Here is a 16274-nt window from a genome sequence, read left to right on the forward strand (position 1 = left end):
TCATCGCGCTGATCAGACCCGCGGGATGACCACCAGAGCAGTGCCCCCGACGAGGACTTTGACGCGTAGTCATGGACGGACAGCGCCCAGAAGGCGTCCCCACCAGTAGTCGTCGAGATTGACGACCTTGATGACATCACCGGTCTGTGGAGCGTGCACCATCTTGCCGTCGCCGGCGTAGATGCCCATGTGACCCAGGCCCTTGCTGAACAGCAGATCACCGGGCTGCAACTGGTTCAGGTCCAAGGGCACCCGCCTGTCGGCCCCCCAACTCCACTGCTCGTAGGTCGTGCGAGGGAGCTCGACCCCCGCCTGACGCCACGATGCCTGACTGAACCCGGAGCAGTCGTACGACCCCGGTCCTGTGGCACCCCACCGGTAGGGCTTGCCGATCTGCTTGTACGCGAACTGCAGCACGAGCCGCGCGTTGCCCGAGGCGGGGCCGGTATAGGGGATGCCGGGGCTGTTGGGATCGCCGACCCGGAACGCTCCCAGTCGGCGCAGCAGCCTCGTCTGCTCGGCGACCATGCGCTCTGCCTTGGTCTTCTCCTTGGCCAGCGTGTCTCGTGCCTTGTCCGCGTCGGCCAGCGCCGTTTTCGCCTTCCCATGCTTGGCCTTGAGTGCCCGGTTGGCGGCCTCGAAGGCCCGCAGGGATTCGGCGCGGTCGGCCGCCATGTAGTCGATCAATGCCATGCTGCTCAGGATCGAACCGGGATCGTCGCTGCTGACGAGTCTTTCGCCGCTCATGCCGCCTAACTGGTAACTACTGACCGCGACTTGCACAAGATCGCCCCGCAGCAGGACAACGGTTTTCTGCTGCTGCGTGTAGTCCTTGTTCAGCCTGTCGTAGTCCTTCTTGGCCTTCTTCCACCGCTCGTTGGCCAGGTTGTAGCGGTCGACGACCTTACCCGCCAGGTCGTTGAGCTTCTTTAGCCTCGCCTTGGCCTGGGAGATGGTGGGCTGTGGTTCGGCAGCCGCCCCGTTCAGCGGTAGCAGCGCGATGACGGCCAGTCCCGCCGCGGCGGCCAGCCGCCCAACCCTCACCGGCACGCCCGCCATCGCCACCCTGATGCCTTCCTTTGCTCGGATATTGGGCGAAATGCTACAGAAGCAGAGCGGCTTCTTCACTGTTTGATCCGTATCTCCACTCCTGGGCAGGGGACCGCGAAGCGTCACATCCCGCCAAGGCCAGCGATCGCCACAACCGGATTGGTGACAAAATCCCTGGTCAAAGCGCTCCTCTGACGGCTACCGGCGGAACGTGCCGAGAGCTCGGGTGCAGGTCTTCGAGAGGGGGAGACTACGGCATGTCGTAGTAGAGACAGCGACACAGGCACCGATTAGACCTATACCTAGGAGGGGTAAGGTATCTCCCGATAGGTGAGGAAGAGGAGGGATTGCGATGACCACCGCCACCTACACAGTCAAGGGCATGACCTGTGGCCACTGTGTCAGCTCTGTCAAGGAAGAAGTCGGAGAGGTCCCCGGCGTCACCGGCGTCGAGGTTGAGCTGGCCACCGGGCTCCTGACAGTGGAGAGCGAGGTTCCCATCGACACGGCACAGATCAAGGCCGCCGTCCAAGAAGCCGGGTACGAAGTCGCCGACAATTCGTGAAGAGGGGCGGCGCCACGTTGCTTCCGCTTGCGCGGACGCCGCCTACTTGGCCCACCGTTCCCTGGGCTTGCGGTAGAGCCAGACCAGCCTCGGCTCCAGCAGCCACTTGAACGCCGTACGGGTGATCGGCAGGCACAGCACGATGGCCAGCGCGAAGCCGGCGCTCGCGATGGTGGCCACCCCGAGCGGGCCGTACAGCCAGGGAACACTCAGCCAGCCCATCTCCTTGGCGATCAGGACCGGAACCCCGTGGAGGAGGTAGCAGTACAGCGTGCGGGTGCCGAGATCGGAGAACCACGTCTCCCGCCGGGGAACCAGCGACATCACCGCCGCCGACATGGCGAGCGCGGCGACCAGCAGAGCGACCCGCAGCGCGATTCCCTCCCACCAGACCAGCTTCAACTGCGTATAGCTGTTCTTGTAGTAGAACGGGCCGAGCTTCACGCTGAACTTGGTCACCAGGAAGATCGCCACGGCCGCACCACCGACGAGCACGAACACCGACAGCACCCGCACCCAGCGACGCTGGAGGTAGTCGAAGTATTCGGGCTTGAGCACGAGGCCGATGACGAAGAACGGCATGAGCCCGAAGAACCGGTCCATGCTGAAGTCGCCGCTGAGGTTGGAGAAGCCCGAGAACAGGTAAACGACCACCGCGATGGTCACGGGGTAGCGCATGCGCTTCCACACCGGGGTGGACAGCCGCCAGAACAGCAGCGCCACAAGATACCAGTTCAGCCAGGCCGGATCCATGATCGTGAGAGACCACTTCTGGCCGAGGGCGGTGCGGAGCAGGGCGTAGCCCACCTCGACGATCACGTACGGCACGAGGAACGTGTCGACCAGTTTGTTCGTCTTGGCGTTGGAGTTCCAGAAGTTCCTGGACAGGTAACCGCTGACGATGACCATCAGCGGCATGTGGAAGACATAGATATAGATGTAGACGGCCCGTGCCGAGTCGGCGGCCAGCGTCGGCACCAACGCGTGGCCTATCGGCACCAGAGCGACCCCGATGAACTTCACGTTGTCCAAGTGCGGATCACGCGGCCGCTTGCGCGGCATCCGGGGTTCCTGTTTCCGCTCCGGCTTGTCCCATTCGGAACGGGCCCGTTCCTGCTGGTGGCCGATAGCCTGCCGCGGTCTCGAAGGATCGGTTTCCCTCAGTCCTGGGGCCGCTGTCATATCCCCTGAGGCATCCGCCCTCGCAGGAGCCGAGACGGCCTGGACGAATTCCGCGGGGAGCTCCGTCGAGCGGGCCGCCCACGGCTGGGGCGATGCCGGGATCGGCTCGGACTGCTCCCAGTGCCTATCCGCCTCGGTCTGCCCGGTCGCCGCGGCCTGCTCCTGGGAAGACAACGGATGGGCCTTGTCGCGGGGAGAGAAGAAGTAGTCGAAATCCCGTGCGGTCGGGGTCCATGCGGGTGAGCCGCCGCGTCCTGATCTACCTTGACCGTGAGGTCCCTTCGCGGGCAGGGCCGGCGCCTCTCCCCGAACCTGTCCCAGGGCGTCCACGCCGTACGGCGCGGCGGCGGCTTCGGGAGCCGACGGCGAAACCGCCCAGGAGTGCGACCTACCCAGCTCCGGACCTGGCTGCCCTCCGGCGATCCGGCTGATGACCCCGGTGGGGGCATCTCCGGGATCGAGGGTGTCGTCTGGGAGTGGGACTTGGGCCGGACGATGAGGTGGGGTGTCACTCACGGGAGAAATGCTCAGCTATCTGTTTGAAGGATCGGAACGGGCGAGGCCGCTGCTCTCGGATCCGTGCGGCGCGTTCTGGTATGGGACTAGGGCGTGGTCGATGGGTCGCTCTGAAGGGGCGGACCCGCAGCCGCAGATTCCCGGGGTACGGCCGGTCGTGGCGGCATGGGACACGCCTTGAGGGCTTGGAGACGGCGGCGCAGGGCGTATCCGAGCAGCGCCACCGAGGCCACCGCAAGTAGCGGTTGGATCGGAGCGAAATACGAAGAGGCGCCGCTGACACCGAGCGCCAGCACGACCAGTTTGTTGCAGATTGGGCAACCCACTGCGAGGAGCGACATCACGCTGCCGACGGCCGTCTTCTTGCCTTCGAACGTTTGGCCGGCGGCCGTTCCCGAGGCGACATAGGTGGCGAGGATCAGGCCGGTGAACAGAGCAGTGATGATCCAGACGGGATAGTTCCACCACAGCACGGGCGTCATCCGGGAGAAGAACGGGGTGTCGATGATCGCGGTAGGGGTACCGATGGCCAGTGCTGCGACGACGCTGCCGGAGATGGCGACCAACCACTGCCGCCTGGTCCAAAGTCGCATATGTCCTCCTAGGCTGCATAGTAGCAGCCGACTTCGCGTCAGGACCTTCAAGCAACTGCCGGTGTGCTTGCCGACCCTGGTCAGGCACATTTACGTGCACGGAGGCGACTACGGACGGCACTCCCAGGACGCCGCCAGCCAGATCATGAACATCCCCTGGGTGTATCAACTTCCCTCGTAGTGTCCTCCGGATGGCGGTGAGCGTTCGGCGTACCGGTCAGCCCAGCACTTGTCTCTTGTACACCCCTGGGGGGTATGTTACGCTCCTCCCCGTCCGGTACCCCCTAGGGGTAAGCAAAGCCAATCATGCGGCGAAGGAGAAGCACATGTGCAGTGGATGTTCCTGTGGCACTCAGGACCAGGACGGCACCGGCACGACACCGGCCGTGACGCCTGAGGACTCTGAGCGCATCTACGACGTCACCGGCATGACCTGCGGACACTGCGTGTCATCAGTCTCGACCGAGATCGGCAAGGTCGGCGGGGTGAGCGGCGTCCAGGTCGATCTGACCAGCGGCGCCGTCACGGTGAGCGGCTCCGGATTCTCCGACGACGAGATCCGCGCCGCGGTGGAACAGGCCGGCTACCAACTGGCCGGCGCAGGATCCTAACGCCCCTCGATGCGTCCTCGAGGAGTCGTCACGGGACTCAGTGGTGGGCGTGCACCGGCATGCACGCCCACCTGCTTGGGAAATACCGTACGGGGGTAAGGCCCCTTCCTGGACTTCCAGCACGAAGGCAAGGTCCACACCGCGGGCTTCACCGTCACCATCGTGCAGGCGACTTCCACTGCCAAGCCCAGCCCCAGCCCCGCCGCCTCCAGCGGGCACAGTGATCACACGCACTGAGCCGCAGGATCACGAAGAGAGGAGAGGTGATGTCCCCCATCACCGACGACAGGCCGCAAGGCACCGTCGAACTGTCGATCGGCGGTATGACCTGCGCGTCCTGCGCCAACCGTATCGAGCGCAAGCTGAACAAGCTGGAGGGCGTGAGTGCGACGGTCAACTACGCTACCGAGAAGGCGACGGTCACCTTCCCCGACGGGCTCGACCCGCGGGAGCTGATCAGCGAGGTAGAGAAAGCGGGCTACACCGCCGCGCTGCCCGCACCTGTCCGGGCCGAATCAGTCGGAGAAGCCGAGCCCGAGGATGAACTGCGTCCCCTGCGTCACCGGCTGGTCACCTCCCTGGTGCTGAGCGTCCCGGTGATCGCGATGGCGATGATCCCGGCGCTGCAGTTCACGAACTGGCAGTGGCTGTCACTCACGCTCGCCGCCCCCGTCGTGGTCTGGGCGGGGTGGCCGTTCCACCGGGCGGCGTGGGTGAACCTGCGGCACGGCACGGCCACCATGGACACACTCGTCTCGCTCGGCACGATCGCCGCGCTGGGCTGGTCGCTGTGGGCGCTGTTCTTCGGCACCGCCGGCACGCCGGGCATGACCCACCCGTTCGTGCTGACGATCGAGCGCACCGACGGGTCGGGCAACATCTATCTGGAGGCCGCCGCCGGGGTCACCGCGTTCATCCTCGCCGGGCGCTACTTCGAGGCCCGCTCCAAGCGCCGCGCGGGCGCCGCCCTGCGCGCCCTGCTGGAACTCGGCGCGAAAGACGTCGCGGTGCTCCGCGACGGCACTGAGGTCCGCATCCCCACTGACCAGCTTGCCACCGGGGACCGGTTCGTCGTACGACCCGGCGAGAAGATCGCCACGGACGGGGTCGTCGAAGAGGGCTCATCCGCCGTCGACGCCTCCATGCTGACCGGCGAGTCGGTCCCGGTGGAAGTACGGCCGGGCGATCCGGTCACCGGCGCGACCGTCAACGCAGGCGGCCGTCTCGTCGTGCGCGCCACCCGAGTCGGGTCCGACACCCAGCTCGCCCAGATGGCCCGCCTGGTCGAGGAGGCCCAGACCGGCAAGGCGCAGGTGCAGCGGCTGGCCGACCGGATCTCCGGGATCTTCGTGCCCATCGTGATCGCGCTGGCCGTCGGCACGCTGGGCTTCTGGCTCGGCACCGGCCAGGGCGTGGCAGCCGCCTTCACCGCGGCGGTAGCCGTGCTGATCATCGCGTGCCCCTGCGCGCTGGGCCTGGCCACCCCGACCGCGCTGCTGGTCGGCACCGGACGCGGCGCCCAGCTCGGCATCCTGATCAAGGGACCCGAGGTGCTGGAATCCACTCGCAGGATCGACACGGTCGTGCTGGACAAGACCGGCACCGTTACTGAGGGCAAGATGACCCTGGTGGAGTCGCACGTGGCCGATGGAGAGGACGCTGACGAGGTGCTGCGCCTGGCCGGCGCGCTGGAGCACGCCTCCGAGCACCCCATCGCTAGGGCCATCGCGCGCGGCGCCGCTGACCAAGTCGGCTCTCTGCCCGTCCCTGAAGACTTCGCCAACGTCGAAGGTCTGGGCGTGCAGGGCATTGTCGACGGCCACGCCGTCCTGGTCGGCAGGCCCCGGCTGCTCGCCGAGTGGTCCCAGTACCTGCCCGCCGACCTTGAACAGGCCCTGCACACCGCTCAGGCCGCAGGCCGTACGGCTGTCGCCGTCGGCTGGGACGGCAAGGCACGCGCAGTCCTGGTCGTGGCCGACGTGGTCAAGCCCACCTCCGCCGAGGCCATCGGCCAGTTGCGCGCACTCGGGCTCACGCCGGTCCTGCTCACCGGCGACAATGAGGCCGTGGCGAAGACCGTGGCTGCCGAGGTGGGGATCGACGACGTGATCGCCGAGGTACTGCCCAAGGACAAGGTGGACGTGGTCAGGCGGCTGCAGGGCGAGGGAAGGACCGTCGCCATGGTGGGTGATGGCGTCAACGATGCCGCCGCACTCGCCCAGGCCGATCTCGGTCTGGCCATGGGCACCGGCACCGATGCCGCCATCGAGGCCTCCGACCTCACCCTGGTCCGTGGTGACCTGCGGGTGGCGGCGGACGCGATCCGGCTGTCACGGCGGACTCTGCGCACGATCAAGGGCAACCTGTTCTGGGCGTTCGCCTACAACGTGGCCGCGCTGCCGCTGGCCGCCGCCGGCCTGCTCAACCCGATGATCGCCGGAGCCGCGATGGCGTTCTCCAGCGTCTTCGTGGTCAGCAACAGCCTGCGGCTACGCCGCTTCACCTGACCCGACCCACACGGCGGGGCCGCAGGTCGTCGATGACCTGTGGCCCCGTCGGCGTCTCGGCGGCAGCCGTCGCGTGATCACGTCTCGCATCAGCGGGTGAGTGGGTAAACCGTGTCGGCATGAACTGGACGAATGCCCGATAGGAGCCAGCCCCCCAAGATCGCTATAGACCACCACGTTCCCCTACGGTTCATTCATGATTTCGGTTAATGTCTTGAGAAGATCGCTGTACTTGACCGCACCGAGTGCTCGGGCGGCGATTCGCCCATGACGATCGATGATCAGGGTTGACGGGATGGCCGCCGGCGGGACAGTGCCCTGGAACGCGAGCAGAAGCCTCCCGCTCTGGTCGTAGATGCTCGGATACCCGCTCTTGACTCCACGTTCGAAGGCCAGCGCGGAGGACTTCTGGTCCTTGAAGTTGATGCCGATGAACTCGACGCCGCGGCTTTTGGTCTCCGCGGCGATGTCCTTGAGCGCAGGCGCTTCGATGCGACACGGGGCGCACCAGGAGGCCCAGAAGTTGATCACGGTGACCCTGCTCTTGTTGAGGCGAACCGTCTCACCCTCCAGGCTGGAGCCCTCAACTGCCGGAGCCGCTCGACGGCTTGCCGGGGCGAAGAGTTCAACCTTGCCGTCCCCTGCGACGAAACGGGTGTCGCCGAGGGACGACGACTGCGAGTTCTGGTTGCCCGCACAGCCGGTCAAAGCTACAAGAGCGAGAGCGAAGATCAGGAAGATCAAGGGGCGTGATTTCACCGGTACAAGCAGTCTCTCTACTAGTAAGCCTAGTAATAGGACCGTACTTGACCCACGGCCCGCCCTCGACGCCGGGGCTCGGATGCCACTGGGCGGCTGTGCGATCCCCCCGCAGACTTGAGGGAGTGGTATGCGGGATGCTCGCCGGCAGACCTGCGGCGGTCGGCGAGACGGCGCCGTTCGTCAAAGGGCGGGCAACACCGCTGTACCGGACGCCATCGTGCGATGACAGCCTGAGAAGGAGCAGAGGTTCCCCGGGGGCCATCTACTCCCTGGGAACCGTCAGCCGCAGGTTAGCCGGGGCTCGGGGTCGTAGACCGTGTGGAACCGCTGCTTGCGGACCACCTTGCCGTCCTGTTTGAAGATGCGCCATACATCGATCGTGAAGCCCTCCGCGCCGCTCATCGGGATGCACTCGGATTCGGATTCGGATTCGGATTCGGAGTCGGTGAGGGTCGGAATGGGCTTGATGGCGTAGCGGGGCGAGCTCTGGGATTCGATGTCGTACCGCTTGGTGCTCCAGAACTGCACAGTGACCGAGGTGTCCGTGTACGAGGTTTTGATCAGTACGCCGTACGGGGAGTCGTTGCGCCAGCGGAAGTCCGGCTGCGGATAGGAGATCGTGGATTCCCGCCCCGCCGGATAGCGGGAGATGTAGTACTGGTGGGGCATGTGCTGTACGTCCTGGAAACCGCCGAAGAACACCGCGTTGAACATGGTGGTGGCGAACTGCGAGATTCCACCGCCCACGTCGTTGACGAACCGGTTGTTCAGGATCATGGGTGCCTCGACGAAGCCGCGTGCCTTGTCGCGCTTGCCCACCAGACCGTTGAGCGAGAACGTTTCACCGGGCTTGACAACGTAGCCGTCCACAATGTCAGCGATGCGGTGGATGTTGGTCACCCGTGGCGCGCAGCAGGGATAACGCGTGGTGAAGGAGCTGACCTTCTCCTTGATGCTGAGTCCCTTGGCCGTTTCCGTGGAAATCCGCGGCTGCGTCTCGGTCACCGGCACCTCGACGGTCCGGCTACCTGAGCCCACGGTGGTGGCGATCGCCGTACCGAGAGCCTTGACGTCGATGCCGCGGCCCACCTTGCCGGGGATGACGCGCGGCGTGCCGTTCACAATCTTGAAGGAGGCGTCCTTCGGGCGCTGACCCGCGTCGATCAGCGCCTTGTCCAGCTCGGGCGCGATCTGTTTCCCATCGAAGACAGGTCGCAGCCCGCCCTTGCCGTCCGCGACGAAGCGCAGGCCCGCCGCCAGTTGGTCGCGGGACAGCTCGGTCCGCTTGCCGCCGCTGGTCAGGGTCAGCGGAGCCGCCACGGCCGTCTTGGCCTGGCTCGCCGCGGCCCGCTTGATCTCTGCGGCGGGGACCGTCGGCGGCACCGGACGGACGGCCAACTTGACCGATCCGCCCTTGAGAAAGGCCGCGCGTACGGCCGTCATTGCCGCAGCACGATCAAGAGAGCGCCCAGGCTTTGGCGATATGACCTGCGGCTGGAGATCGTGATAGCGGATGCCGCCCTCGCGAGGCTTGGTGTCGACGCGTCGGGCCAGGGAGGCGATAGCGGTGGACAGGCGCTGCTCGTCCACGGTGACCTTCGGCGGGATCTCGCGGCTGCCGAACAGCGAGCGGATGATGCCGCCCGGGGTGAGCGCTCCGCCCAGCGCGGATTGCACGGTCGTCTCGGCGTCGAAGGTCAAGCCAAGTTCCGCGGGCGGCAGCCGTACCGTCTTGCCCGCCGCGCGAAGTGTGATTGGAGACTCGGCCCGCTTGCCGATCTCGCGTTCCAGCTTGGCCTGCGCGGCATCGGGCGACATGCCGCCGATGTCGACGCCGTCGACGCGAGTCCCTGGCGGGACCTCACCGGCCAGGGCGATCGCGGGCACGCCATAGGCCAGCAGCGCGACGCCGAGCACGGACGCCGATACGACCAGGACCCGGCGCCGGAGGGAGCGGGGAAGGCGCCGGGTGCCGGCGGCCGTACCGGTGGTGGGCGGAGGTGCGTCGATGCGCCTGTTCATCGCAGAGCGGGGCGGAACACGACGCTGAAGTCCTGTCCGCCGTTTCGTGACTCGTAGACCGTTCCGTCCTCCATGGCGGCGAGCAGGTGTTTCCCGTCGACAGCGGTGAAAGCGGCTGCCTGACCGGGAAGTCTGCCCCCTGTCTGCCAGGTGCGGCCCCCATCGGTGCTGCTCCGGATGACCCCTTCGGCATCCGGGCCGATCAGCAGATCCTTGGCAGGGGAGTCGACATGGCTGAGCAGGGGCGCCCCCTCGACAGGGGCGAAGTCCTGGCCGCCGTTCGTGCTCACCCGCAGGCCATCCGGGGTCGTGGCGTACAGCCGCACGGGGTCGGCACCATTGGCCGCCAGATCGATCACAGATTCTTGCGCGCCGTTCGTCCAGCTGCGCCCCTGGTCGGTGCTCGCCTTCACTCGCGCCGACTGGCTGTCATAGCCATACAGGTGATCACCGGCGGCCTGCAGCGCATGGAAGTCGGCTTTGCCGCCCTCGGAGACGGTGGTCCAGGTGTGCCCGGCGTCCGTGGTACGAATCAGTCCCAAGTGCGGGCTGGTCGCATTCGGGTCGCCCGGGTGGCCGCTGGCCAGGAAGGTCTTCGGCCCGACGATCGTGAAGCCCATGTAGTCGTTGATGCGTCCCGCCACCCGCTCGGCCGTTTCCGCTGAATTGATTTTGAACAGACCGTAGTGGCCTGCCACGTACAGCGCGTTGTCGGCGGAATCGATGCCCAGCCCGTGGATGTGCCCGATCCCGGGATCATCAGGATCGGGCTCCGACGCCGGCTGAGACCCCCCACAGGCCGAAACGCCTACGACGAGGGCGGACAGGACGGCGGCGGCACGCAACCGCAGATCGCACAACATGGCCAGATTCTAACCGTTTCTACTAGTTTCGATAGTAGCGGGTGGGAAGGGTTCGGGACTGCCGATCACTGCTGCCTCAGAAGATCGCGCTACTCACAGCACGCATTCGGCGGCACCACGACCGTTCTGGTTCCCGCTCGTGCTGCAGCGCTGAGGCACTCCCGCCTTTCCCCTGCCAGGATTTCCAAGCGGAAGCTACTTGGGCACGTCGGCGTAGGAGTGGAGGCCACCCAGAAAGATGTTCACCCCGATCAGGTTGAACAGCAGGCACGCGAACGCGACGAGCGACACGATGATGGCGGCCTTGCCACGCCATCCGGCGGTCGCGCGGGCGTGCAGGTAGGCGGCGTAGACGACCCAAGTGATGAAGGACCAGACCTCCTTGGGATCCCAGCCCCAGTAGCGGCCCCACGCGCGGTCCGCCCATAGGGCGCCCGCGATGACGGCGAACGTCCAGATCGGGAAAGCGATCACGATCGCGTTGTGGACGACCCGCTCAAGGTCCGCCCTGGAGGGCAGGACGGAGGGCCGCCCATCGTTGCGGACCAGGTAGAGGATCGCGCAGACGGCGGCCACGGTGAACAGCCCGCTGGCCACGATGGCCGCCGAGACGTGGATGGCGATCCAGTAAGTGTTCAGCGACGGCGGCACCGGCCCGGCCTGGACGTGCAGGAACAGCACGGCGAAGCCGAGCCCGAGGGCGGCGGTCACCGTGACGAACGCGCCGAGGAAGCGGATCGGCCAGCGGATCAGCAGCACGAGAAATGTGGTGACCGCGGCGAAGCACATCGCCACCACGAACTCGTACATGTTGCCCCACGGCCACCGATCGACGGCGATCCCCCGGGCGAGGATGGCGGCGAGGTTACCGCCCCATGCGATCCAGCTCAGGACGACCGCCACGCTGCCCGCTCTGACCGCCCAGCCCGCCGGCTTCGGCTCAGTACGGCCGACCGGTTCCGGCTCGGTACGGCTCCCGCCCTCACCGCTCGCACCGCCACCGTCCTCGGCACCTTCCCGGGCGCCAACGTCGCCCCTGGCGGCACCGACACCGACCAGTTCGCGCTGCTTGAGTCGCTCTGCCTGACCAGGGGCGACCGCCGTACGGGCGCGGCCGAAGGCGAGCTCCAACGCGAAACCGATCATCGCGACCAGATAGAGCAGGACGGTCACCAGGACGATCTGATCGCTCAGCGTGGCCAATCCCTCATTGATCTGCATAGGCATACTCACTACTCCTCACGAAGCATGGTGACGATCTCGGCGAACTCCGCCGAGAAGGCCGCGCCACCGCCTTCGGTGCGGGTCAGCCCTCCCACCGCGACCTTCCCGTCCGTCACCCGCACCCAGACCCGCCTGCGGCGGATGGTCAGGGCCAGCACCAGCCCGAGGACGGCCGCCGTGGCGGCCAGCAGCGCGGGCACCCGGCCCGGGTCATAGGTGGTCTGCAGGCTGATCCACTCCTTGACCCCGGTGAACTGGATCTTCCCGGCGCCGTCGGCCAGCTCCAGGGTGTCGCCGACGGCCAGCGGCTTGGGCTCGGCCGACATCTTGCCCAGCGGCTTCAGCCCGTCGGTATCGAGCTGGTAGACCGACTGCGGCCGGCCCGAATCCAAGCCGAGGTCCCCTCCGAACGGGAAGATCTGCACCGTCGGGTTGGCCGCACCCGGGAACACCGAGACCCACGCATCGCCATTGGGCACGGTGGTGGGCAGGAAACGACCCAGGAAGCCGAGCTGCAGCGGCTCAGCGTCCGGGATCTTGATCACGCACTCGGACGTGAAGGTGGCCTGGCTCTCGGGGATGCACGGCACCGCACCGTCATAGGCCACCCGTCCCTTGCCATCGGTCACCTTGAATGTCGGGGCGTAGCCGTGCCCGATCAGATAGGTCAGCGTGCCGTTGACATCCAGCGGGTCGTTGACCTTGAGGTCGAACTCGCGTGGCGCGGACGTCGGGGAGTCCTGGACCGAGAGCATGGCGCTGAAGTCGAGCGGCTGGCCCTGCTTGGCCCCGGCCGCCACGTAGGTGGCCTGGAAGTCCTTCAGGGTGAAGGAGAACGGCTCCAGCGACTCGGCCGACACCCGCTGCCCCGGGATGAACCGGTCGTAGGCCGCCACCGAATTGGCGAAGCCGTCGCCCTCCACCACGAGCACGTTGCCGCGATAGCCGTACAGCGCGCCGGCGCCCACCGCGAACAGCAGCGCGAGCAGCGCGAGATGGAAGAGCAGGTTGCCGGTCTCGCGCAGGTAGCCCTTCTCCGCCGCCACCCAGTCGGGCCCGGTCACGACGCGGAAACGCTTGCGGCGCAGCCGCGCCGCCGCCTCCCCAACGGTCAGGTCACCCTCGAAGGCCTCGCCGTACGGCAAGCGCAGCAGGTTGCGCGGCGCGGCCGGAGGCTTGCGGCGGATCTCCTTGACATGGAGCATCGCCCGGGGCAGCACGCACCCGGCCAGCGAGACGAACAGCAGCAGATAGATCGCAGCGAACCACGGCGCGCTGAACACGTCGAACAGCCAGAACCGGTCCAGCCATTTAGCCGCGGTCGGGCTGTCCTGGAAATACCGCGCGACCTGGCCGGGATCGACGCCGCGCTGCGGGTAGATCGAACCGGGGATCGACGCGAGCGCGAACAGGAACAGCAGGATCAGCGCGGTACGCATCGAAGTGAGCGTCCGCCAGCCCCAGCGCAGCCAGCCGGCCAATCCCAGCCCAGCCGGTTTCAGACCGCTCCGCCGCTCGACGGACTCTGGCGAGGTGCGCTCGACCGGCGCGGTCGCCGTCTCGATATCGTTCGCTGTCGCCTCTGCGTAGGGCAGAGCCGCCTCGGTGTCTTCGGGGGCCGTCATCAGAGCACCGTCTCAAATGCGCCGATCCAGCCCTGCAGACCGGCGATCATCTCGCCCCACAGGCCGGTCACGAGCAGCACGCCCACGGCGACCAGCATGGCACCCCCGATGCGAGTGATGAGCCGCGTGTGACGGCGCACCGCCTTGAACGCGTGCAGCGCCTTCCGGTAGGCCAGCCCGGCCAGCACGAACGGCAGGCCGAGACCGAGCGAGTACGCCAAGGCGAGCACGGCACCACGGGCGGCGCTGCCCTGGTCGACCGACAGCGTGAGGACCACGGCCAGCGTCGGCCCGATGCAGGGCGTCCAGCCGAGACCGAAGACGATCCCGAGCAGCGGCGCTCCGGCGAGGCCGGCCGCCGGAAGCCGGTGGATCCGCACGTCCCGCTGCAGACCCGGGATCAGCCCGAGGAACGCCAGCCCGAGGACGATCGTGACCGCGCCGAGCACCCGCGTGATCACTTCGGCGTTGCCGAACAGCACGCCCCCGAGCCCGCCGAAAAGCGCCCCGCCGAGCACGAACACCGCCGCGAAACCGAGCACGAACAGGGCGCTCCCGAGCACCATCCGGCCCCGCCTGGAGTCCTCGCTCATGCCCGTCACATACGACAGGTAGCCGGGCACGAGAGGCAGCACGCACGGGGAGACGAACGACACCAGCCCGGCGGCCACTGCGATCGGCAGGGCCACCAGCAGCGAACCGGTCGCGACTACAGCACCTATGTCACCCATCGGTCATGGTCTCCATTGGTCACCGGCCGCCGTCCTCGGCCACCTTGATAACGGCATCCAGCAGATCGTCGTACGTGATGGCACCGAGAGCACGGGCCCCGTGGCCCTTGCCGTCGGTGATCAGAATCGAGGGAATCGCGACCGGGAGCACGGCGCCTTGAGCGGCCAGCATCTGGTCGGCCTGGCTGCCTGCGCAGCCCGTCAACGCTGCGAGGGCCGTCACAGCCGCAAATGCGATCACGGTCAGGCTCTTGACGGGACACGGAGGGACGATCTCCTTGCACTACAAGCGGTAGAGCTAAGACCCTACCGACCACATGCGGCGGCTCGCCCGACAGGTCCTGACGGAGGATATGCACCGCTTGGTGCGGGAACGTCTATGTCGCCGTCACCGCCGATGTCTACTCCCAGGCGATCGTCCAAAGTGCAGGCTCCCGCCACCCTGGGGTGGGGGAGCCGTACAGGTTCGACGCCCCGAGGTCACGCTGCGGCGGCGGTGAGTGGGCGGTCGAGGACCTTGGACAGGGTGATCAGGGTGCCTTGGTCGAGGTCGTCGATGCCGCCGGTGACGGCGCGGAGCATGTTGCGTTCGGCTCGTTCGGCGCCGCGTACGTGCTGCTCGTGATGCGTGAACGTGTTCACTGCTTGGACGACGCCCCAGGCCGTACCGCTCCAGGGTGCCACCCGGTGATCGTGGTCCCAGAGCTTGGTCAGGGTGTCGCGCTTGTGCTCGGCCATGGTGCGGCTGCGGCCTCGCTCGTCGGGCATCGGGATGTGGGCGTCCAGGAACTTGTTCCACTCCCGCCGGGAGACCTCGACCTGGCACAGGTCGCGTACGGCCGTGGAGAACTCATCGGCCAGCGCGTACACGATGTTCAGCGCCTCGCGGGCTTCGGCGAGCCGCAGCCGTGAGTGCCGGGAGTGCTTGATCTTGACCTGCTGGCCGCGTTCGGCGAGGCCGGCGGCCATCGTGTTGTCGCAGACGATGCTGGTCACCGCCCGCTTGAACGTGGTGGCCAAGGATCCGTCGAAGGAGGTCGCGCCGAACAGGTGGGGGCGGAACTCGACGCCCTCGGGTGTGACCACGTTCTCGGGGACCTCGACCGACACCCAGGCGACCGCCCCGGCTTTCAGTAGCCCGGCCGAGCCGATCGACAGGTCGGAGTCCAGGAGCCGGGAGATGGTGTTGATCAGCCATTCGACGTAGGGATGTGGCTCGTACCCGTTGGAGAAGATGCCCATGACGTGGCCGTTGTCGCTCCGCACGATCGCCTGCCTGCCGGGCACTTGGGCGAGCCCGCCGCGCGGGTCCTCCACGTAGACCGGGCTGGACAACGCCTCCCAGCCGAACAACCGCCGCTTGACGTCCTCGACGGGGATCGGGCCAGAGTAGTGGTTGGCTTCTTCTCCCTGCATGCTGGCGCGGTAGTGCCAGGCGGTGCCCCGCTTGTCTTGTCTGCACCAAGAACGTCGGTCGGCTCCCGCTCGTGTGACGTGAGAAGCGGGTGCTTGAAATGGGTGCCTTCCGTCGGCTTCGACGAGTACGGTCCCCAGCATGCTTCGTGTGGTGTTGGACTCGAACGCTGTCGACCCGCTGATCGACATGCTTGGAGCGGCCGAGAGTGTGCGTTCGGCGATCGATCGGGGCGAGCTGAAAGTCCTCTATACCCATGTCACGATTGACGAGCTGGCGACGACGCCCGATCTTGATCGCCGCCAGCGGCTGATCCTCGTACTCGCTGAGATTGGAACGCTGGTTCCTGCTGGAGCGTTCGTCCTCGGCTATTCGCGTCTTGGTCACGGTCGGTTGATGGCCGACGAGGACGTGCCGACCTTCCAAGCGCTGACTTCGGGGAGTGTCGATCATAGCCGTGACGCCTTGATCGCCTTCACTGCTCGTGTTGAGGGCTGCGCTTTGGTGACCAATGAGAAGCGCTTGGCGGCGCGAGCGCGCGAGCAGGGAATCGAGGTGTTGACTAGTCAGCAACTGCTGCGCGCCATCGGCTTTGAGTGAGCGCGTGGA

At 66.8% G+C, this 16274-nt stretch carries 15 protein-coding genes; 4 read left to right on the forward strand and 11 right to left on the reverse strand.

Annotation, left to right across the window (positions count from 1 at the left end; genetic code table 11):
* Window positions 1–69 precede the first annotated feature (69 nt).
* Window positions 70–1128: an NlpC/P60 family protein gene (locus ACQP1K_RS00195; RefSeq protein ID WP_433498827.1), complete on the reverse strand. Its 1059-nt coding sequence runs from the start codon at window positions 1126–1128 to the stop codon at window positions 70–72.
* Window positions 1129–1402: 274 nt separating this feature from the next.
* On the opposite strand from ACQP1K_RS00195, the gene ACQP1K_RS00200 reads away from it, so the two are divergent.
* Window positions 1403–1615 carry a heavy-metal-associated domain-containing protein gene (locus ACQP1K_RS00200; protein ID WP_433498828.1) on the forward strand — a complete coding sequence of 71 codons (213 nt, stop codon included), beginning with the start codon at window positions 1403–1405 and terminating at the stop codon, window positions 1613–1615.
* Window positions 1616–1657: 42 nt separating this feature from the next.
* Here ACQP1K_RS00200 and ACQP1K_RS00205 read toward each other — a convergent pair whose 3' ends face one another.
* Entirely contained in the window at window positions 1658–2677 is a 1020-nt protein-coding gene (locus tag ACQP1K_RS00205; RefSeq protein ID WP_433498829.1) for an acyltransferase family protein, read from the reverse strand.
* Between the two features lie 722 nt (window positions 2678–3399).
* Window positions 3400–3879, reverse strand: a complete 480-nt coding sequence (locus tag ACQP1K_RS00210) for a hypothetical protein (RefSeq protein ID WP_433498830.1) — start codon at window positions 3877–3879, stop codon at window positions 3400–3402.
* Window positions 3880–4232: 353 nt separating this feature from the next.
* Between ACQP1K_RS00210 and ACQP1K_RS00215 the strand changes: the two genes are divergently transcribed.
* Both ACQP1K_RS00215 and ACQP1K_RS00220 read left to right on the forward strand, forming a co-directional pair.
* Window positions 4233–4517 (forward strand): heavy-metal-associated domain-containing protein, encoded by a 285-nt coding sequence (locus tag ACQP1K_RS00215; protein ID WP_433498831.1) that lies wholly within the window; start codon window positions 4233–4235, stop codon window positions 4515–4517.
* A 266-nt stretch (window positions 4518–4783) separates the two neighbouring features.
* Complete coding sequence (locus tag ACQP1K_RS00220; protein WP_433498832.1) at window positions 4784–7024, forward strand: heavy metal translocating P-type ATPase; 2241 nt, start codon at window positions 4784–4786, stop codon at window positions 7022–7024.
* Window positions 7025–7207: 183 nt separating this feature from the next.
* Here the strand turns inward: ACQP1K_RS00220 and ACQP1K_RS00225 are convergent, their stop codons facing one another.
* From ACQP1K_RS00225 to ACQP1K_RS00260, 8 genes are all read right to left on the reverse strand, one after another.
* Window positions 7208–7768, reverse strand: coding sequence for a TlpA family protein disulfide reductase (locus tag ACQP1K_RS00225; protein ID WP_433498833.1), 561 nt, complete (start codon window positions 7766–7768; stop codon window positions 7208–7210).
* A 297-nt stretch (window positions 7769–8065) separates the two neighbouring features.
* Window positions 8066–9808, reverse strand: a complete 1743-nt coding sequence (locus ACQP1K_RS00230) for a VanW family protein (RefSeq protein ID WP_433498834.1) — start codon at window positions 9806–9808, stop codon at window positions 8066–8068.
* On the reverse strand, window positions 9805–10671 hold the full coding sequence (locus tag ACQP1K_RS00235) for a F510_1955 family glycosylhydrolase (RefSeq protein WP_433498835.1): 867 nt from the start codon (window positions 10669–10671) through the stop codon (window positions 9805–9807). The genes ACQP1K_RS00230 and ACQP1K_RS00235 overlap by 4 nt, the downstream gene beginning before the upstream one ends.
* Before the next feature lie 195 nt (window positions 10672–10866).
* Window positions 10867–11898: a c-type cytochrome biogenesis protein CcsB gene (ccsB, locus tag ACQP1K_RS00240; protein ID WP_433498836.1), complete on the reverse strand. Its 1032-nt coding sequence runs from the start codon at window positions 11896–11898 to the stop codon at window positions 10867–10869.
* A 5-nt stretch (window positions 11899–11903) separates the two neighbouring features.
* A complete protein-coding gene (gene resB, locus ACQP1K_RS00245) occupies window positions 11904–13520 on the reverse strand; it encodes a cytochrome c biogenesis protein ResB (RefSeq protein WP_433498837.1) in 1617 nt (538 codons plus the stop codon).
* Window positions 13520–14251: a cytochrome c biogenesis CcdA family protein gene (locus ACQP1K_RS00250; protein ID WP_433498838.1), complete on the reverse strand. Its 732-nt coding sequence runs from the start codon at window positions 14249–14251 to the stop codon at window positions 13520–13522. The genes resB and ACQP1K_RS00250 overlap by 1 nt, the downstream gene beginning before the upstream one ends.
* A gap of 19 nt (window positions 14252–14270) precedes the next feature.
* Window positions 14271–14474 carry a hypothetical protein gene (locus tag ACQP1K_RS00255; RefSeq protein ID WP_433498839.1) on the reverse strand — a complete coding sequence of 68 codons (204 nt, stop codon included), beginning with the start codon at window positions 14472–14474 and terminating at the stop codon, window positions 14271–14273.
* Between the two features lie 257 nt (window positions 14475–14731).
* A complete protein-coding gene (locus ACQP1K_RS00260) occupies window positions 14732–15856 on the reverse strand; it encodes a DUF932 domain-containing protein (RefSeq protein ID WP_433498840.1) in 1125 nt (374 codons plus the stop codon).
* On the opposite strand from ACQP1K_RS00260, the gene ACQP1K_RS00265 reads away from it, so the two are divergent.
* Window positions 15807–16265 (forward strand): hypothetical protein, encoded by a 459-nt coding sequence (locus tag ACQP1K_RS00265; RefSeq protein ID WP_433498520.1) that lies wholly within the window; start codon window positions 15807–15809, stop codon window positions 16263–16265. The genes ACQP1K_RS00260 and ACQP1K_RS00265 overlap by 50 nt on opposite strands.
* Window positions 16266–16274: the final 9 nt, after the last annotated feature.

It is taken from the genome of Sphaerimonospora sp. CA-214678 (genome assembly GCF_050942215.1).
Lineage (GTDB): Bacteria > Actinomycetota > Actinomycetes > Streptosporangiales > Streptosporangiaceae > Sphaerimonospora.